The organism is Halobacteriovorax marinus SJ, assembly GCF_000210915.2.
Lineage (GTDB): Bacteria > Bdellovibrionota > Bacteriovoracia > Bacteriovoracales > Bacteriovoracaceae > Halobacteriovorax > Halobacteriovorax marinus.
Window position 1 is genome coordinate 3,014,655 of record NC_016620.1, and the last position, 18,288, is coordinate 3,032,942.

Sequence of the window (18,288 nt, forward strand, 5' to 3'; positions counted from 1 at the left end):
ATATGATGAAGGGATCTAAGGCCAATGTAGTAGAGGCCATTGGGAACACGCCAATTGTAAAATTAAATAGCTTAGCTAAAGATAGTATTTGCGACATCTATGTAAAGTTAGAGTTTATGAATCCAGGTGGATCAACTAAAGATAGAATTGGTGCCTATATGTTGGATCAAGCCGTCATTGATGGAGACCTTAAACCTGGCGGAACTATTATCGAAGGAACTTCGGGTAATACTGGAGTAGGTCTTGCGATGTGGGCAGCCGTTCACAAGTACAAATGTATTTTTGTTCTAGCTGATAAGCAATCACAAGAGAAGATCGATAACCTTAGAGCATTTGGGGCAAAGGTTGTTGTTTGTCCAACAAATGTTGAGCCTGATGATCCAAGATCGTACTACAGCGTTTCTAAGAGACTTGCTCAGACTATCCCAAATTCATTCTACGTGAATCAATATGATAATTTACACAATAGAAATACTCACTACACTTGGACAGCGCCAGAGATGTTTGAGCAAACTCAAGGTGACTTTGATGTCTTCATGGCCGGTGTTGGAACAGGTGGAACGATTACAGGTTGTGGTAAGTACTTCAAAGAGAAAATGCCAAATGTTGAAATCGTAGGAATTGATTGTGAAGGTTCAATTATTGCACACTACAAGAAAACGGGAGAAATTTGCGAAGCAAAGTCTTACGTTCTTGAAGGTGTTGGAGAGGACTTTATTCCTGAGAACTATGACTTTGACGTCATTGATGATTTTGAAGTTGTTGGTGATAAAGAAAGTTTTCTTATGACAAGAAGGCTTCTAAAAGAAGAAGGTATCTACGCTGGTGGATCGGCAGGTGCTGCGATTTGTGGTGCTTTAAAGTATGCGGCAAAACAAACTAAGAAAAAGAAAATCCTTATCCTATTACACGACTCTGGAAATAGATACGCTTCAAAGATTTATAATGATGATTGGATGAGTGACAATGGTTACTTAGACTCATCATTTAATGTTCAGATTAAAGATGTTCTAAATGATATTGGGAAAAAGAGTGATCTCCATACAATTACTGATAGTGCAACGATCGGTGAGGCTATTAATATTATGGACTCGAAGGGAATTTCACAGCTTCCAGTTCTTAACTCTCAAGAGGAGATCGTTGGTCTTGTAACAGAGAAGAACTTAGTTAAGCCAGTACTTATGGGAGAATTCCAAAAAGATGACAATATCTCTCTCGCCTTCTCAAATAAGTATAGAGTTGTAGATAAGAACCTTCTACTTGAAAGCGTTGGGGAAGCCCTTCTGCAAAAAGAAGTTGCTCTAATTACAGATAATGGAAAATTAACAGACATTCTTACAGAGATTGATGTTCTTCAATACTTCTCTAAGAAGGGTCACGTTTAATGAATAAAAAGAAGCTTAAGGGGCTAAAACTAGCCTCTAAAGTTATTCATGTCGGGGGACATCCCGATCCAGAAACGGGGGCCGTTATGCCCCCTATCTATCAAACATCTACCTATGCTCAATCAAGTCCAGGAAAACATAAAGGGTACGAATATACTCGCTCTCATAACCCTACAAGAAGCAGATTAGAAGAATGTCTGGCTTCCCTTGAAGATGCTAACTACTGTGTTGTTACAGCTAGTGGAATTTCGGCGGCGACACTCGTTCTTCACTCTCTGCCCGCAGGATCAACAATTCTATGCGGAGATGATGTTTACGGTGGTACCTACAGACTTCTAACTACTGTCTTTAATGAAATACATAATATCGTTTTTATAAATACGACAGATATTAAAGAGGTTGAAGGAAAGATCTCTGAACATAGACCGAGCTTGATTTGGTTAGAAACTCCCACTAACCCACTTTTAAAAATCACTGATATTGAAAAAGTCTCAGCTATAGCGAAGAAGTATAAAGTAAAAACCCTCGTAGATAATACATTTATGAGCCCTTACTTTCAAAATCCGCTTAAACTTGGAGCAGATATAGTACTTCATTCAATGACAAAATATATCAATGGCCACAGCGATGTAGTCGGTGGCGCATTAATGCTCAATAACAAATCTCTTTATACTAAGTTGTGGAAGCTTCAAAACTCTACAGGACCAAGTCAGTCTCCCTTTGATTCTTGGCTAGTTTTAAGAGGAATTAAAACACTTGCCATTAGAATGGAAGCACACCAAAGAAATGCATTGGCCATTGCTAAATTTCTTGAGTCCCATCCTAAGGTGGAGAAAGTTCTCTACCCAGGGCTAAAGAGCCATCCACATCACAAAGTGGCAAAGAAACAAATGAGTGGTTTCGGTGGAATGATAACATTCTTTTTAAAGGGTGATATTAAGACATCTAAGAAGTTTCTACAAAGAGTTCAACTCTTTTCTCTAGCAGAGAGCTTAGGTGGTGTTGAGAGTTTAATCGAGCATCCAGCAATTATGACTCATCACTCGATTCCAAAAAATGTAAGAGAAGAAATTGGTATTACGGATAACCTTATAAGATTATCCGTTGGAATTGAAAGTATAGATGATCTAATTGAAGACTTAGATAATACTTTAAATACGCTGAACTAGAAGTCAGCTGGCCCATCTTCAAGAGGCTTACTTACCTCACTTGGTTCGTTTGCCTCTTTAACATCACTCATGACATTTGAAGTATTCATTTTTACTTTTACAGGAGAGAGAACACCTTCGTATTGTCTTCCTCTATTAAAGACAATTCCCTCTCTTAGATATTTCTTAGTTAAGAGATAAGCGCAGTAAATTTTTCCGTGATCACTTGAAATATTCTCTTTTTCACCAGTGGCAAAGATTAGCCCATCGTCTTGTAGAATCTTTTCAATCATAGAGAGTTCTTTACAAAAGTCACTAGAACCTTCTTTGCAACCATTTCCTCTTTTTATGACATTTACTCCACCCTCATCCTTTTTAATATGAACAGGTGCTCTACAGACATCAATATTCCAATTATTCTTCATAAACTTTAGCTTTGAATGACTAATTGAAATTGAACAATCATTTTTTGAAACAGTTAAAATATTCTTTGATAATCCAAATGGTGCTGCCTTATGTTCAACGACAGCATCAAAGCTTCCCTGAATACAATCCATATCGGAGAACATATTCATGGCATTGATATTTACATTTAATAGAAGAAATAAAATACTAAATTTGAATAATTGCATTCTTATTAACCTCAAAGATAATCATAGTTGCGTCATGTGAAAGGAACATAGACGATTTTTCTTTTTTTAGATTATAGAAGACTTCATCTAATATTTCACGTCTTGATTTAGAAACATTTTCCTTAACAGTACTAAGTAGAGAAACTTTCCCTGGAGCATTTTCTAAGAGTCCACTCGAGAGTACAAAGAGCTTTTGCCCTCTCTCAATAGAGAATTCACTCTCCTCCATTTTTTTTCCATCGATTAGAAGTTCACAATTACCCGACTTCCACACTCTAGAAATCATCTTCTTCAAATCTACTCTTACAAAGAGTATGTCTAACTTTCTCTTGTCTTCTTTAACCTTTGAGTTTTCAACTTCTAGATTTAAGCTCTTAATAAATTGGTCGATTTTTTCATCTGAAAAAGTAGAGTTAGATCTTAATTCATCAAATTGATTCATTACTATACTTGAGACAAGATAAGATCTCGACCTTGCAAGCAAGAGTAACATTTCAGTATCTGAGGATATAATGTCAAAGAACTCTCCCCCAGCACTTTCTCCAGCTGCAAACTTGCTCGTTGCACTCATTCCTTTAAAGGACTCTTCACGTATAGGAACTAGCTTTTCATGGATTTCTTTTACTCTTTGTAATTCATTAATTGCGGCACTCATAACCTTTTCAATACTCTGACCAACTTCATCTAAGTCTGTCGTATCAATACTTTCAATTTGAGGGTTCACCAGTAAATTAAACCAAGGTCTTTGAAGATAGCTGGGCTGATCTATATTAATTGTTCCTTTAATAAAGCGGTCCAATGTACAAAGAGTTGAGATCTTCTCTTCTCTAAAGCTCTCAGTATTTCCCACCAAGACAATAGTGCCGTTAATATCCATTTTATATTTAGTGTAGAATTCATCAAATGAGCTCCAGTCACTAATGGAAATAAGCAAAAGGGCCTGATCATCTCTAAGGAGGTTTTCAAAGACACTAGATTGATCAAAGTTAAAAGTAATCACTTCACATAAGTAATGATTTTCTAGTTCGTTGAAAGAACTCTTGAGTTCACCTTCTTTTGATAGAACAACTATTTTCTTCATGGGCCTTCACTTGTTTAGAACTTCGTATTTGTATCCAAATAGAGTAACAAAAAACAATAATTCAGAGTAGTTAGGGCAAAATTCTCTGTCAAAGTTCAAAGGGTGGCCGACATCAATTATGGGCACTAGAGATCATTTATTTAAGGCCATAACTCTCTGAAAACATTATCAAAAAAGTTAATTCTAAAGGTTTTTGGTCAAAATAACGATAAATGCTTTGCACGCTATTACAATAAATAAATAGCTAAGCATTGGGCTAATTATGGATAAGAAAAAAGATAATGTTATTTCACTTCAAACGGTTATTGCTAATGTAGCAATGCTTGACCTTGTAAAACAAGTTCGAGAGCTGCGTGAGCAACAACGAGAAATGTGTGAAATGGCAGTAAAAAGTATGTTAAGAGCACTAGATGCTAAAGACCACTATACATATGGTCACAGTACTCGTGTTGCTTATTATAGTGTTACTCTTGGTAAAGAGCTTGGTCTTAATGATGAAGAAATGTATGAGCTAGAAATGTCTGCTCTATTTCATGATATTGGTAAAATTGGTGTTCCCGATGCTGTTTTACTTAAGCCTGCGAGACTAACAGAAGATGAATTTCTAAAGATGAAAGAGCATCCAAGTATGACAGCAGAAATCCTTCAAGATTTTGATTGCTTCACTGACATTGCTACTTATGCCAAACATCACCATGAGAGATATGATGGTCGCGGATACCCAGACGGGCTTAAAGGCGAAGAAATACCTCTATTTTCAAGAATCATTTTAATTGCTGATACTTTTGATGCAATGACTTCTACAAGACCATATAGAAAGGGCCTACCTTATGAAGTTGCCTTTAGTGAGCTAGAAGAATTTTCAGGTTCTCAATTTGATGCTGAACTTGTTAAGCACTTCATCAAGGCAATGACTAGAGAAGATTCAAAAGGTGAAGATACTTTTGAACTTACAATTATCGAAGGGAACTTCGCTAAAGACGCTGCTTAATCTACAAAGAAATTTAATATATAAAAAAAGAGAAACACTATGTTTCTCTTTTTTATTTTCATTTTAGAGTTCTGCTTTATTTCTTACAGAACTCTGTCTCAGTGATTGTATTGATATTATGAATCTGAATTGTTCTACAGTCTGTAAAACTACTGTAGACATTGGATGGAAAACACTCTGGGTTCTTCTCGTTCTCTTTACTCCAATCATTATTCTTCTTACAGTTAATGTAACTTGTCTGATCTACGCAGGCCCAATGTTTCCCCGTACAGTTGTATACCAGTCCTCTTCCTGTCTCTAAGTAATTAGGAGGTTCTTGATACTCTAGTTTTTCCTTTACGACTTTTTCGATCATCTCGGGCGTATCAGCTTGTGTTAAATTATCAAGAGCATTCGACATATCGTCGTTAGAGTTTGCACTATCTGATGAACCTTCTCCAAGAGTTGGAGTTTGCGCATCTTGATTAGATTCAAATCCATCTTGCCCTAGAGGCTCTACTGCTGCTGCCTTCTGTTCTTCATTAGAGTCATCATTTAATTTTAGTTCATTTTCAACTACAACTTCCTCTGTGCTGGTCTCACTCGGTGAAGTGCTTTCAGCCTCAACATTTTCACTAGGTTGCTCATTTACTGTATTCTCACTTGGGACCTGTGCCACAGGAGTCTCTTCAGCGGGAGACTCATTAGTAGGAGCAGCTTCTTTCTTTGCCACTTGTGCCTCTTTCTCCGCGTTTTTTTCAACATTTTTCTTAACGGGCTTCTTCTTTCGCTTAGGTCTCTTTCTAGCAATTGGAGCAGGAGCCGGTAGCTCATCTTCCTCTGCCCCGTCATCCATTAATATACTGGCACCGAGAACTAAGACTATCGCCACTAGCCCAAGGCGCATCATCTTTTGCTTCTTCGCCTTAGCTTCATCCTCATCGTCTTCTTCGTCTTCGTCCTCGTCTTCATCGTACTCGTCATCAGACTCATCTAACTTTTCAGAGACATCTATTTCTTCAGTCTTTTCATCAAACTCTTCGTCTTCATACTCTTCATCATCGTCATCAGACTTTGATCCAGGTAGTTTAGATTTGACAGAACTTACCAATCCATCGATTTTCTCTTTTAGGTCGTCGAACATTCTTCTTTCCTTTGAAGGTTTCAATAACTTATAATATGGGTAATCTTATAACTTATCGAAAATTAACAAAAAAGGTTGAGAAAAAGTGATCGATGACGGTGTAATCAAATATGATAGGTCAAACTTTACCCATACAGGGCCACTGGATAAAAGTTTATGGGGCGATTTAGAGCTATGGAGAGAGAAATTATTCGAACTCAACCTCATTGGCGAATACCCTATTGAAAAAGTTGGTTTTGGAAATATTTCAAAGATCGTTGAGTGGCAAGATCAAGCACACTTCATAATCACTGGAACTCAGACTGGAAAGTATTCAAACTTAACTGGTGAGCATTACACGCTCGTCGAGGGTTATGACCTAGCACAGATGAAGCTAAAACAAAGAGGTCCCTTAGAAGCATCTAGTGAGGCCCTTACTCATGCTGCAGTCTATGAAGGAAATAGAAACTTAAATGCTGTCTTTCATATTCACAATACAATAATTTGGGAAGAGATGATTAAGCATCAATACGACTCTACTCCCAAGGATGTACCCTACGGAACTATCCAAATGGCAAATTGCGTAGGTGAAATTATCAAATCAAAGAACGCAGGCTTAATTGTAATGAAAGGACATCAAGATGGTGTTATCGCTTATGCTAGAGAGATGGATGAGTGCGGTCAATTGATTTTAGATTTGGCCAATAAATTCCTCTAACTTGGAAATTTCATTAGAAATATTTAACTCCTTCTCTGATAAAAGAGCAATGGAGAGGAAGTGATCTGCAGGAGAAAGTAGTACCGTCTTAAATGGATACTTTTTAAGTCCTTCTTGAATATCTTTAAAAGACTTTTTCTTTTTATTAGTCATTAATAGCCAGTAAATATTTCTTTCATCAAAGTATCGCTTTAAAGAGTAAACCATCTGTCCCATTGTTCTTCTATAATTAACTTCTACGAATGGATGAAAACCTTTATCAAAAGTAAATGTATCAATCTGAACGGAGTCAGTGGCCCCTAAGTCTTTTAATTTATTTCTTATAAGAATTAATTTTTCTAGATTCTTCTCTCCGATACTCTCATCCACCGAGCGAAGCGTTCCACCTTTAAATTGCCCTCTTGAGTCAATAAAGTTTTCAACAATAAAGAAATCGTCATGGATTAAATCAAAGGTAATTCCATAGTCTCTAATTTTTTTCACATAACTAGAGAAGACACTACGATTCTTAACACTATCAAAGTCGCGTTCATCTCTAATAATCTTTACACCACGTCCCGAAAACCCCCACTCGTCTCTAGCAATAAGAGGAAGCTCAAACTCAGATCTCGCTTGTTCTATATCAATGGTACTTTGAACCGGAATCCACCCTTCACGGAGACCTAATTCAGTCATTGTTATCTTAGAGTTAAAATATTTTTCAACAGGAAGGTCTATTTTCTTCCCCCACCAATTCGTTGGGTTGTCAGCTCTTCTAATTTTAGTTGAAACAACTCCAAGCTCTTTTAAGTAGTTTAAATAGTCTTCGTCAAATGGATAGGTAGAGTTAAGAGAAGCATTAGCTTCTTGGTTAATAAAGAAGAAAATATGATCAAACCAATTAGAGCCCTTAAGTTTAAAACTCTTTCCTGCTAAGGATGATTCATAGTCAAAGTTCAATATATAATTTACTTCTTCCATTCTTTTCTATTTGTTACGACAAAATCATCTTCATAATTTCTAACTTTATCAATGAAGTCTTGATCTAATCCAGCTCTTAGGCGAGCATCTTGATCAAACATCATCGCCTTCGCTCTGGCGGGTGTCACATTCTCAGGAAGAAGTTCATTATAATAGGTCCACAAAGACTTATCTTCTCTCCACTTATTGAGCCAATTTCTTCCATAGGCAACGTGGCTGATTTCATCTTCATAGACAATATTCATTATCTTCTCTGTTTCGAAATCCTCTACTTCATTAAAGATATTCTCGTAGAATTTCGCAAAATCTAAATTCGCGGCTTCAAAGGTAAGTGAGACAAGCGCAAAGAATCCATCTAAGTTATCTACCTCTAAAAACTTTTTCCAAAAATAGTCATTTAAAGAGACCCCTCCAAACTCAAGCCCTAAATTCTCCATTCTCTTTTTATAAAGGAGAAAGTGCTTTTGTTCATCAGCGATAGTCGCAAGGAGCCCTTTCTTCGCTTTTAGGTCTAGTTCATTTCTCGTTGGTAAGCAAAGTATTGCCGCGGCCATCATCTCTATTGCAAGCAATTCATGATTAGCGAAGAAGTGTAGCGCAGTAGCTCTTCTCTCTGGAATATGAAGCGTTTTAGGCTTTGGAAACTTTGTCTGCTTTGTAGAAAAAGAAATTAACTTATCTCTTCCAGGAGAAAGCGGACGGTCTACAATTTCAAAACTATTGAAGCTAGAAATAACTTTAGGACTTAAAAGCTTATCCTCTAAGTTCGTAGAAAAGAGAAGAGTTCTAGCGTACTCGTCAATATTCATTAGCTAGTTCTTCTTCCCACTAAACTTTCTCTTCTTCTTAAAGCCAGTCTTCTTACCACCTTTTCTTGGCGGTAATCCTTTCTTAAAGGCTTGAGCTTTAGAGTTCCCTCTACCTTTTCTAGGTCCACCACCTCTTCGACTAAAACGTCTTTGCTGAAAACAATCTTCACAGATGGCGAATTTATGCTTCTCTCCTAGTTTCACTCCACAACTTGAGCAAGTTGGAACAATTTTTTCAGAGAGTAAGGTATTAAGTCTATCAACGGCCAGCCCTTTATTTTCAAGAAGGTCTGATTCATTGAAGAGAAAATTCTTATTGCTAAAATGTCTAGCAAGCCACTGATATAGCTCCACACACTTAATTGATGTTTCAAGATAATCAATGTCACTAGATTTAGAGTCTATTGGCTCATTTAAAATGTCTTGAGACTTAACATAATGTGAAAGTATCCACATATAGTATTGAACATGTTCCAACAGCCCTTGATTAACTGGAGCACAGGCGAAACCAAAGATTTCAGAAGATGAAAGAGCACCCTCTGTATCCGTATCCTCAACCATCTCAGCGAGTTCAATCATCTCTTTTAATTGCACACAGTAGAATGGCTTTTTAAAGTCCATTGTGTGGAAGAGTCGTAGGAATTCAGAAAGTTTAAGGTCTGGAAGATTATTATCAGCTAGCGCATTGTTAACTTTATTATAAATATCTAAATCTGGTCCAACCATACATTGAGTTGATTGAGATAACTCTGCACTTAGAGCATCATTAATTTCTTTTATTCCGTTTTCTACTTTTGAAAGTGTCGTCACAAAACCAGTTGGGAATCTACCGAATCGGCCAGCTCGCCCAGCAATTTGCTTAATTTCACTTTGAGAAATTATAAACTCATGACCATCAATGAACTTTGAGAGTGTTGAAAAGACAATACGTCTAACAGGTAAATTCATACCCATAGAGATTGCATCAGTAGAGACGATAATATCAGTCTCACCCTCGTCAAATTTTCTAGCCTGCTCCCTTCTTACCTCAGGACTTAATCTTCCATAGACAATGGAAACTTTAAATCCAACTTTTTCAAGATCTCTTTTAAAGCGAAGAGCATTTCTTCTAGAGAAAACAATAAGAGCGTCATTTTTTTCAAGTTGTCCAACAACTATTGGCTTAGGCTGAACATTGAGTTCAGTCATTCTAGTATATTCTTTGACGACTAACTCATCTCCACATAGGTCAGCAATTTGCTTTACCAACTCATATGCAGAAGGGTCACCACAAACATGAATCTCGGGAGAGAATATATTTACAAGAGCACGAGTCCAGGCCCATCCTCTTTGCTTGTCGGTGATCATTTGAATTTCATCAATGACACAACAATCGAATACTTCACCAAAGCGGGCCATCTCAATTGTAGATGAGAAATGAGTTGCTCCCTCATTCTCTATTACCTCTTCACCTGTTAGTAGAGTTGTCTTCGCACCCTTAGAGTTTAGCGTATCGTAGAGCTCTCCAGCCAAGAGTCTTAGTGGCGCAAGGTAACAACCAGTCTTTGCCTTACTAAGAGCTTCAATTGCATGATAAGTCTTTCCTGAATTTGTTGGCCCCATGTGATAAATAATTGTTCTCTTGATATCTCTCGCATTAGAGTGAAGCCAGAACTCTCCAAGATAATCATTTAAGATTTTGGAAGAGACATCTTTCTTCTTCAAAACAACAATGGCCCTTACAAATTTTCTAAACTCTCTTTGTAAGTACTTCTTTCCCTTCCAAAGGTTTGAACCTAGTTGAGAGAAAAATTTCTCGTATTCCTTATCTTCAATAAGGTCTTCTGAGAGATCATTATTATTAAGCCAATCTCTTAGATAAGGAATGATATTTCTAGAATGATCTTTAGCAAGATCACTTGGATAATCAAATCTATCACTTAGATTATTTTTAATTTGAGACTCTAATCTATTAAGAGATGATCTCTTAAGTTTATTTCGGGCCTTAAAGACAGTCTTATCCAATTCTTTTTGAAGTGAATTATATATATCCCCGATCTCTTCTATAGGTCTGTTTAAAGCACCTTCAATTTTCTCGTAAGACTTTTCAATATTTTCGATACAAGATTCAAAAATAAATTCTCTTAGTCTCGTTCTATAGTTAGCGTTACAAGATAAACATTGGCAGTCTAGATCAGACATCTTTAAAGAGAGTGAGAATTTCTCCAGTATCTTTGCCTGAGAGTTTAAGTGGTTATCTTTAACCTTTTGCATCCACTCAAAGAAAGCTTTTTGGTGAAGAGAGAGAATATTTAAACTAATCCCTCCATCTTGACCAAAGTAATATCTCTCCTGCTCAGGAAACATACAATCATCTAGAAATATTAAATCGAGAACATTTTCTCTTTGAACAAAGTCATAGAATGTTGTGTACTCTTTTCCAAAAAGAGGTACGAGTGAAGGAAACTCTAAAAAGAAAGTGTGAAGGGATTGTTGAACTTCTTTTATAAAGTCCAAAATTAGAGCGGCGTCCTCAGTTGAGCGAACATACTCTTCATCATCACTAAAGCTATTAATTTTAATTATTGTTTTTCTTTCTGACTCGAGTAGATTTTTTACTTCTTCAAAATCTACCAGTGAAGGAACCTCAGATTGGGCCACGTTTACTCCATTAAAAAGTTTAGTGGCCCATCATAACTTACAGTCTTAAATCAGTCTAACGATCCAGCTCTACTGCATATGCTAGAGCAAGCTTCGCAAACTTTACTGCGTGAAGAGAACCACCTCTAGATTGTTCTATTGTATCACGAGCAGTATGAATATTGTGATTCATATCTCTTTTCTTTGACTCAAAAGGCATTGAAGCTGGGAAGCCTTGTCCATGCCATGATGCGTGATCAGAACAACCATATCCACATCTATCATATCCCCAACTCACAGTTGGTAAATACTTATCTAAGAGAGTTCCAATAAATTCATTTTGTTGCTGATTAGTGTAATCAGTCATCATAACGATATCTAAGTCAGAACCTTTGAAGTTCGTCATATCTAATTGTAGAACTCCTACAATATTTGCATTCTTTTGCTTCATTTCTTTCGCAATGGCCTTTGAACCTAGAAGTCCTACTTCTTCAGCTGCATAGCCCATAAACTTAATTGTCTTTGTTGGCTTATATCCAGAGTTCGCAAATACTCTAATAACCTCAGTCATTGTAGCAATACCAGAAGCGTTGTCATCTGCTCCAGGAGCGTGAGCATTCGCTCTTCCCCAGAAACCTGCTATTGAGTCAGCGTGACCACCAATAACAATCGTCTCATCAGTTGTTCCCTCAATTGTTAGAATAACTGAAGGCTGATCCCAGCTAGAGTGCTCGTAGAGCTCAACCTTGGCATCACTTCTATGGGCAACTAGACTTGTCCAACGATCGCGAATCCAGTGAACAGCATCAACTCCACTTTGTGACTTATAGTATCTATTTTTGTAGCTAGATAATTTCTTGATCACTTCAGTAATATTCTTTTCACTTACTTGAGTGATTAGCTCTTTTACTGTGTCTTCTTCTGTAATTGAATAGTCTGCAAATGGAGCTGACTTGGCAAAATTTCTTAGCTCACTAGAGTTTAAAGTTTCTAGAGCATCTTCAATTGAGTCGTGAACCATGAAGCCACCACATCTATGAAACTTCTCATGCATCTCATGACTAAGTTCTTCAATTGAGTTCTCATCAATCTCTAGTAAAGAGATTCCCTCAACACTTTTAATTTTCATCATTTTTTGCGCGAACATTTTATTAGTGAAGTTCACCGCGTCGCTATCAATTGTGATTAATTTCTTACTTGGGGCAGCATTTACTGATGCGCTTAAGAGTAAAGAAAGTGAAATCCATCTCAACGAATTCTTCATTGTATTTCTCCTAATTAAAAAATCTTCCTGATCTTTTTTAACTATTGTAGAGCAGACTCTTCTCAAATACTGCAAATAAGTTCTTACAAAATAAAACTTTATGCCAAACGGCATATATGTAAGAATAAATACAACTACTTAAGATGACAATATGGAGAAAAACCATGATAAAAACGTGGCTTACAGAGACCTTTAAAATTAAATATCCCATCATTATGGCACCTATGTTTCTCGTTTCTAATAATGAAATGTTAATTGAAGCATCTAAATGTGGAATTATGGGCTGTATTCCCGCTCTCAACTGGAGAACTCCAGAGCTTTTCGAAGAAGGGATTAAGGAGTTAAAAGAAAAATGCGAGGGACCTTTTGGTATAAATCTCATCGTGAATAAATCAAATGTTCATCTAAAGAAGCAAATAGAAATTTGTGAGAAATATGTCCCTGACTTCATCATAACTTCCCTAGGAAGTCCCGAAGAAGTTATTAAGAAATGCGGTGCTAAGGGCACTAAGGTCATTTGCGATATTGTCGATTTAGAATACGCAAAGAAAGTTGAGTCTCTTGGGGCAGATGCACTTATTGCAGTAAACTCTGGAGCAGGTGGGCACGCAGGCCCAACTCCAACTTCTATTCTCGTTCCACTCTTAAGAGAGCATTGTAAAATTCCTGTGATAAGTGCAGGTGGAGTTGGTACAGGTTCAGCTCTCTTTTCAACTCTAGCTCTAGGAGCAGAGGGTGCCTCAATTGGTTCTCCATTTATTGCGACTGTTGAGAGTGGAGTGTCTCAAGAATATAAGCAAGCTGCTGTAGACTTTGGTGCTAAAGATATTGTTATGACTTCAAGAGTTTCTGGTACTCCATGTACTGTGATCAATACACCATATGTTCAAAAAATAGGAACTGAGCAAAATTTTGTTGAATCTTATTTGAATAAGAATAAGCAGTTAAAGAAGTATGCCAAGATGCTTACTTACTACAAGGGAATGAAGGCCATTGAGAAAGCCGCCTTCTCTGCTACTTTTAAAACAGTTTGGTGTGCGGGACCATCAATAGAGTTCTCTCACAATATCGAACCTATTAAAGTTATAGTCGATAGACTTATTAGTGAATATGAAACTTCAGTAAAAGAATTTCAAGATCGAATGATTTAAGGAAGAAAAATGAGTGCTACATTTATCTTAAGAAAAGAATTTAAAAATTCAGAGAGAAGAACACCTCTTACACCAAGTGATGCAAAGAAACTCCTAGACCTAGGTCATAAAGTTAAAGTTGAGGCCTGTAGCGACAGAATATTTAAAAATAAAGAGTATATTGATATTGGCTGTGAGCTCATTGAAGAGAAATCGTGGATAAATGAAGACAAGGAATCCTTTATCTTAGGACTTAAGGAGCTACCTGTAGATGACTTCTCTCTAGAGCATAGACATATTTACTTTGCCCATATCTACAAGGGACAAAGTGGAGCAAAGGAAGTAATTAAGCGCTATACAAGTGGTGGCGGTAAGCACTTTGACCTAGAGTATCTTGTAGGAAAAGACGGGCGAAGAGTTGCAGCATTTGGAAAGTGGGCAGGCTTCATTGGTGCGGCCATTAGTCTAGATCGTTTTTATCAAAAGCAGTCTGGGCAAAACTACTTAGAGTTAAAATCTTTTGAAAATATAGAAGAGCTTTATTCACAAATTACAAAGCATAGAAAGGATGCAGGCCAAGAACCTAAGGCGATAGTCATCGGTGCTCTCGGTCGATGTGGTTCAGGAGCAAAGGAAGTTTTTGATCACTTTGGGGTAGAGACTACTTCTTGGGACTACGAAGAAACTAAGAGAGGCGGTCCATTTCCAGAAATAAAAATGCATGACATCTTTATTAACTGTGTCTTGATGACCACAAAGATTCCTCCCTTTGTTTCAAGAGAAATGTTACAAACCAATAAAAAGCTCTCTATCATCGGTGACGTGAGTTGCGACCCAACCAGTGACCTAAATCCTATTCCAATTTATGATCATATTACTTCTTGGAAAGAGCCATTCTTAAAGACTTGTGACTTAGAGCTATTAGCTGTGGATAATCTTCCCTCTCTACTACCTAGAGAGAGTTCTATTGATTTTTCATCTCAACTTATTGAGCATCTAATTAATTTAGCAAATGAAGGTGAAGAGAATCACGTTTGGAAGGCAAGTTTAGATATCTTTAAAAAGCACTCGCTATAAAGCGAGTGCATTCTTTTATTCGTTAAATTAATCCGCCTCTTCTAAGGAGAGCATCAGGTGTTGGCTCAGCTCCTCTAAACTTCTTATAAAGTTCCATCGGATGCTCAGTTCCACCTTTAGATAAAATATTATCTTTGAACTTAGTGGCAATTTCTCTATTGAAGATACCATTTTCTTTAAAGTGTTCAAATGCATCAGCGTCAAGAACCTCGGCCCACTTATATGAGTAATACCCTGATGAATATCCACCGGCAAAGATATGGCCAAAAGATGTAGACATCATTGTTCCATCTACATCTGGTAATAAGCTAGCTGGCTTCATCGCTTCTTTCTCAAAAGTTTCAGGATTAGAAATTGCAGTCGTATCACCACTATGCCATGCCATATCTAATAAACAGAAACTTATCTGTCTAAGAGTAGCTCTTCCCTCATGGAAAGTGGCACTATCTTTGATCTTCTGAATTAATTCACTAGGAATAACTTCTCCCGTCTCATAGTGTTTCGCAAATAAGTCGAGACACTCTTTTTCATAGGCCCAGTTCTCAAGAATCTGTGAAGGTAACTCTACAAAGTCCCAAAATACATTTGTCCCAGAAAGACTTTCATACTTCGTATCCGCTAGCATTCCATGAAGAGCGTGTCCAAATTCGTGGAAGAGAGTTGTCACTTCATTAAATGTTAGAAGCGAAGGCTTCGTCTCAGTTGGTTTAGTAAAGTTACAAACAATTGAGATATGTGGTCTCTTCTCTACTCCATCAACATTTGACTGACCTCTATAAGCAGTCATCCATGCACCATTTCTCTTTCCAGCTCTTGGGAAAAAGTCTGCATAGAATACAGCAATATGTCTTCCAGACTCATCAGTTACTTCATAAGTCATCACATCTTTGTGATACTTTTGCATCTCATCGTTCTTTTTAAAATTAAGACCGTAAAGTTTATTTGCAACTTGAAAAACACCATCAATAACATTCTCTAATTTGAAGTATGGCTTTAGCATTTCATCATCAATACTAAACTTATCTTTCTTCAACTTCTCTGCCCAAAAAGCATAGTCCCAGTTTTGTAAATCACTCGGCCCACCATTTTCAACTGCATATTTTTGAAGGTCTTCAATTTCTTTCTTGGCCTGATCTTTTGCTTTTGATAAGAAATCATCTAAGAAATCTGTTACTGTTTTTGGATTAGCGGCCATTCTCTCTTCAAGAGTAAAGTGAGCGTGTGACTCATAACCAAGAAGTTTTGCTCTTTGATGTCTTAGCTCCGCCATTCTCTTTATAACTTCTTTATTATCTAATTCGTCACCCTTACAAGACTTAGTCCCGTTGGCCATATAAAGTCTTTTTCTAAGCTCTCTATTCTCAGCATAAGTCATGAAAGGAATTAAGCTTGGATAATCTAGAGTTACTGCCCACTTTCCTTCGTGGCCTTTCTCTTTAGCAAGCATTGCAGCCGCTTCAACTTCACCGGCCGGTAGCCCCTTCAGATCGTCCTCAGAATCAAGAACCATAATAAATTTATTTGTCTCTTTTAGATTATTGTCTCCAAACTTAAGACCTAAAGTTGAAAGTTCTTCATCGATCTTTCTTAACTTCTCTTTTCCTTCTTCATTTAAAAGAGCTCCATTTCTAACAAAAGATTTATAATTCTTTTCTAAAAGCTTTAGATCTTCAGCATCTAAATTTAAAGAATCTTTTTTGTCCCAAACCGCCTTAATCTTTACAAATAAATCAGCATCAAGACCTACGTCATTTCCATAAGCAGTTAGCTTTGGAGAAAATTCTTTTGCAATCTCTTGTAGCTCATCATTTGTTTCTGCAGAAAGAAGATTGAAAAATACTTCTGCTGTCTTATCTAAGATTTCGCTTGAGTTCTCAAGTGCAAGAATTGTATTTTCAAAAGTCGCCTCTTCAGTATTACTTTTGATTTTTTCGATATTCTCTTTACCTAAACGAATCCCCTCTTCAAGCGCAGGAAGAAAGTGTTCATTTTTAATTTCTTCAAATGGTACAGTTGCGAAAACTGTCTTATATTCATTAAGTATTGGATTCATAAATACTCCTTATTTTGATTTAATACTTTCTCTTGTTGTCTAAACAATGGAATTAATACAAAAATCCATGCAATTAGACAAATGGCCAAGCAATATTCTACGAAGGTTTCGCTTTGATAGAACACTAAAACAAGAGAAATGACCCCTTTTGCCATCCTATAGATCAGCATATCAACAACATACTTCGCCCCAAACTTTTGTCTAGCGATAAGTGGAAAATATAGCATCTCTTTTGCCGCTGCGAACAATGAGTAGTCAGTCCCTTTGAAGAGCACGAAAGTGAGCATCACAGGAAAGAGAGTTGCCCCTCCAAATGAAAAACTTAACCCCGAGACCAGAAAGAAGAAAATAGGAATAAAGAAGTGGATTGTCCTATTTTTTACAATATTGAAGAGAAGCGGAATAATGAGAACTTGCATAAAGAGAGAGATTCCATTTATAGCGGAGTATAGATTTCCTAAATAAGAAACTTTCTCACTCTTAGTGTGTACGAACCTCTCCAGTAGAATATTGAATTTAAAATTCGTAAGGTTAATACAGAACTGAGTCAAAATGATAACTAAGGCAATGAGAAAGACATAATTCTTAACTTCTAAAATAGAGTGCAATGGAGACTCATTCTTTCTATTATCAATTTTATCTAATTGATCAAACTTTGTTCCCGTCATTTGAAAGAATGAGCATGAAATTAAAATAAAGAATGTACCTATTAGCGCAATTCCCTCCGCTCCACCTAGAACAGAGGAAGAGCTTGAAGTAATCACCCCTCCAAGAATTCCCCCAATTGAACCCAGCGCACCCATAGGGCCATAAATTGTCTTTGCAACTTTATAGCTAAGAATCGAATTTATGAATGCCAGAACTGAGTGAACCATTAAGACAATGTAGACTTCTTTCCAAATATAGAAGATGTAAGCAAAGATATTCTGCCCGCTGTGCAGAAAGTAGAGTGCAATACAGAAAATAACTGCGGTGATTGAACCAATTCCCCAATAGACTTTGTGAACAGAGTTATTGGTTTGAAATTTATTAAAGAGAGTAACTGTAAAGCTAAGAGCTATGATTGAATAGAACCAAACATGTGGAGATTTCTTAGCTCCATACGTATCTAGAAATATGGCCTCGGCAGCACTTCTAATCATTGGGTAAGAGAAGAAAAGAAAGAAGAGACTTATACTTCCTAGAATTAATCCTCGTTTTTTTTCTGAGCTTAACTCAAGTAACATTTTCTTCAAATCATCAAAGTAATTTTTATTCGCCATTTACCACGCCATTGTAAATTAAAGTACATTTAATCATATACGATAGAGGTATTTGAT

The 18,288-nt window shown here is 36.8% G+C and carries 15 protein-coding genes; 6 read left to right on the top strand and 9 right to left on the bottom strand.

The genetic code is table 11. The features are described 5' to 3' along the window. Nucleotides 1-2 precede the first annotated feature (2 nt). Both BMS_RS14350 and BMS_RS14355 read left to right on the top strand, forming a co-directional pair. Nucleotides 3-1,385: a pyridoxal-phosphate dependent enzyme gene (locus tag BMS_RS14350; protein ID WP_014245544.1), complete on the top strand. Its 1,383-nt coding sequence runs from the start codon at nucleotides 3-5 to the stop codon at nucleotides 1,383-1,385. Beyond that, nucleotides 1,385-2,554, top strand: coding sequence for a trans-sulfuration enzyme family protein (locus BMS_RS14355; RefSeq protein ID WP_014245545.1), 1,170 nt, complete (start codon nucleotides 1,385-1,387; stop codon nucleotides 2,552-2,554). Before BMS_RS14350 ends, BMS_RS14355 begins: the two co-directional genes overlap by 1 nt. Here the strand turns inward: BMS_RS14355 and BMS_RS14360 are convergent. Both BMS_RS14360 and BMS_RS14365 read right to left on the bottom strand, forming a co-directional pair. Beyond that, on the bottom strand, nucleotides 2,551-3,165 hold the full coding sequence (locus tag BMS_RS14360; protein WP_044557659.1) for a hypothetical protein: 615 nt from the start codon (nucleotides 3,163-3,165) through the stop codon (nucleotides 2,551-2,553). The genes BMS_RS14355 and BMS_RS14360 overlap by 4 nt on opposite strands. After that, nucleotides 3,146-4,246, bottom strand: a complete 1,101-nt coding sequence (locus BMS_RS14365; protein ID WP_014245547.1) for a hypothetical protein — start codon at nucleotides 4,244-4,246, stop codon at nucleotides 3,146-3,148. The genes BMS_RS14360 and BMS_RS14365 overlap by 20 nt, the downstream gene beginning before the upstream one ends. Before the next feature lie 262 nt (nucleotides 4,247-4,508). Between BMS_RS14365 and BMS_RS14370 the strand changes: the two genes are divergently transcribed. After that, a complete protein-coding gene (locus BMS_RS14370) occupies nucleotides 4,509-5,237 on the top strand; it encodes an HD-GYP domain-containing protein (protein WP_014245548.1) in 729 nt (242 codons plus the stop codon). Between the two features lie 76 nt (nucleotides 5,238-5,313). Here the strand turns inward: BMS_RS14370 and BMS_RS17665 are convergent, their stop codons facing one another. Then, nucleotides 5,314-6,360: a hypothetical protein gene (locus tag BMS_RS17665; RefSeq protein ID WP_044557660.1), complete on the bottom strand. Its 1,047-nt coding sequence runs from the start codon at nucleotides 6,358-6,360 to the stop codon at nucleotides 5,314-5,316. An 85-nt stretch (nucleotides 6,361-6,445) separates the two neighbouring features. Here BMS_RS17665 and BMS_RS14380 point away from each other — a divergent pair, with 85 nt between their 5' ends. Then, nucleotides 6,446-7,057 carry a class II aldolase/adducin family protein gene (locus tag BMS_RS14380; protein WP_014245550.1) on the top strand — a complete coding sequence of 204 codons (612 nt, stop codon included), beginning with the start codon at nucleotides 6,446-6,448 and terminating at the stop codon, nucleotides 7,055-7,057. Here the strand turns inward: BMS_RS14380 and BMS_RS14385 are convergent. Genes BMS_RS14385 through BMS_RS14400 form a run of 4 tightly spaced genes read right to left on the bottom strand, consistent with a single transcriptional unit; the run spans nucleotide 7,031 to nucleotide 12,709 of the window. After that, on the bottom strand, nucleotides 7,031-8,017 hold the full coding sequence (locus BMS_RS14385; RefSeq protein ID WP_014245551.1) for a hypothetical protein: 987 nt from the start codon (nucleotides 8,015-8,017) through the stop codon (nucleotides 7,031-7,033). The genes BMS_RS14380 and BMS_RS14385 overlap by 27 nt on opposite strands. Continuing rightward, nucleotides 8,005-8,826, bottom strand: a complete 822-nt coding sequence (locus BMS_RS14390) for a ferritin-like domain-containing protein (RefSeq protein ID WP_014245552.1) — start codon at nucleotides 8,824-8,826, stop codon at nucleotides 8,005-8,007. Before BMS_RS14390 ends, BMS_RS14385 begins: the two co-directional genes overlap by 13 nt. A 3-nt stretch (nucleotides 8,827-8,829) precedes the next feature. Further along, nucleotides 8,830-11,466, bottom strand: a complete 2,637-nt coding sequence (locus BMS_RS14395) for a helicase-related protein (RefSeq protein ID WP_014245553.1) — start codon at nucleotides 11,464-11,466, stop codon at nucleotides 8,830-8,832. Between the two features lie 55 nt (nucleotides 11,467-11,521). Further along, a complete protein-coding gene (locus BMS_RS14400; RefSeq protein ID WP_044557661.1) occupies nucleotides 11,522-12,709 on the bottom strand; it encodes a M20/M25/M40 family metallo-hydrolase in 1,188 nt (395 codons plus the stop codon). A 164-nt stretch (nucleotides 12,710-12,873) separates the two neighbouring features. Between BMS_RS14400 and BMS_RS14405 the strand changes: the two genes are divergently transcribed. Further along, complete coding sequence (locus BMS_RS14405) at nucleotides 12,874-13,860, top strand: NAD(P)H-dependent flavin oxidoreductase (RefSeq protein ID WP_044557662.1); 987 nt, start codon at nucleotides 12,874-12,876, stop codon at nucleotides 13,858-13,860. 9 nt (nucleotides 13,861-13,869) lie between these two features. Then, nucleotides 13,870-14,916: a saccharopine dehydrogenase gene (locus tag BMS_RS14410; protein ID WP_014245556.1), complete on the top strand. Its 1,047-nt coding sequence runs from the start codon at nucleotides 13,870-13,872 to the stop codon at nucleotides 14,914-14,916. A 22-nt stretch (nucleotides 14,917-14,938) separates the two neighbouring features. On the opposite strand, the gene BMS_RS14415 is transcribed toward BMS_RS14410, so the two are convergent. Together BMS_RS14415 and BMS_RS14420 are read right to left on the bottom strand one after the other, a co-directional pair. Beyond that, a complete protein-coding gene (locus tag BMS_RS14415) occupies nucleotides 14,939-16,969 on the bottom strand; it encodes a M3 family metallopeptidase (protein ID WP_014245557.1) in 2,031 nt (676 codons plus the stop codon). Continuing rightward, on the bottom strand, nucleotides 16,966-18,231 hold the full coding sequence (locus tag BMS_RS14420; protein ID WP_014245558.1) for an Npt1/Npt2 family nucleotide transporter: 1,266 nt from the start codon (nucleotides 18,229-18,231) through the stop codon (nucleotides 16,966-16,968). Before BMS_RS14420 ends, BMS_RS14415 begins: the two co-directional genes overlap by 4 nt. Between the last annotated feature and the right edge of the window lie 57 nt (nucleotides 18,232-18,288).

Excerpts from the sequence above, each read along its gene's own strand:
- BMS_RS14360 (WP_044557659.1), bottom strand. The coding sequence starts at position 3,165 with ATGCAATTATTCAAATTTAGTATTTTATTTCTTCTATTAAATGTAAAT.
- BMS_RS14385 (WP_014245551.1), bottom strand. The coding sequence starts at position 8,017 with ATGGAAGAAGTAAATTATATATTGAACTTTGACTATGAATCATCCTTA.
- BMS_RS14350 (WP_014245544.1), top strand. The coding sequence starts at position 3 with ATGATGAAGGGATCTAAGGCCAATGTAGTAGAGGCCATTGGGAACACG.
- BMS_RS14390 (WP_014245552.1), bottom strand. The coding sequence starts at position 8,826 with ATGAATATTGACGAGTACGCTAGAACTCTTCTCTTTTCTACGAACTTA.
- BMS_RS14410 (WP_014245556.1), top strand. The coding sequence starts at position 13,870 with ATGAGTGCTACATTTATCTTAAGAAAAGAATTTAAAAATTCAGAGAGA.
- BMS_RS14415 (WP_014245557.1), bottom strand. The coding sequence starts at position 16,969 with ATGAATCCAATACTTAATGAATATAAGACAGTTTTCGCAACTGTACCA.
- BMS_RS17665 (WP_044557660.1), bottom strand. The coding sequence starts at position 6,360 with ATGTTCGACGACCTAAAAGAGAAAATCGATGGATTGGTAAGTTCTGTC.
- BMS_RS14370 (WP_014245548.1), top strand. The coding sequence starts at position 4,509 with ATGGATAAGAAAAAAGATAATGTTATTTCACTTCAAACGGTTATTGCT.
- BMS_RS14400 (WP_044557661.1), bottom strand. The coding sequence starts at position 12,709 with ATGAAGAATTCGTTGAGATGGATTTCACTTTCTTTACTCTTAAGCGCA.
- BMS_RS14355 (WP_014245545.1), top strand. The coding sequence starts at position 1,385 with ATGAATAAAAAGAAGCTTAAGGGGCTAAAACTAGCCTCTAAAGTTATT.
- BMS_RS14420 (WP_014245558.1), bottom strand. The coding sequence starts at position 18,231 with ATGGCGAATAAAAATTACTTTGATGATTTGAAGAAAATGTTACTTGAG.
- BMS_RS14365 (WP_014245547.1), bottom strand. The coding sequence starts at position 4,246 with ATGAAGAAAATAGTTGTTCTATCAAAAGAAGGTGAACTCAAGAGTTCT.
- BMS_RS14405 (WP_044557662.1), top strand. The coding sequence starts at position 12,874 with ATGATAAAAACGTGGCTTACAGAGACCTTTAAAATTAAATATCCCATC.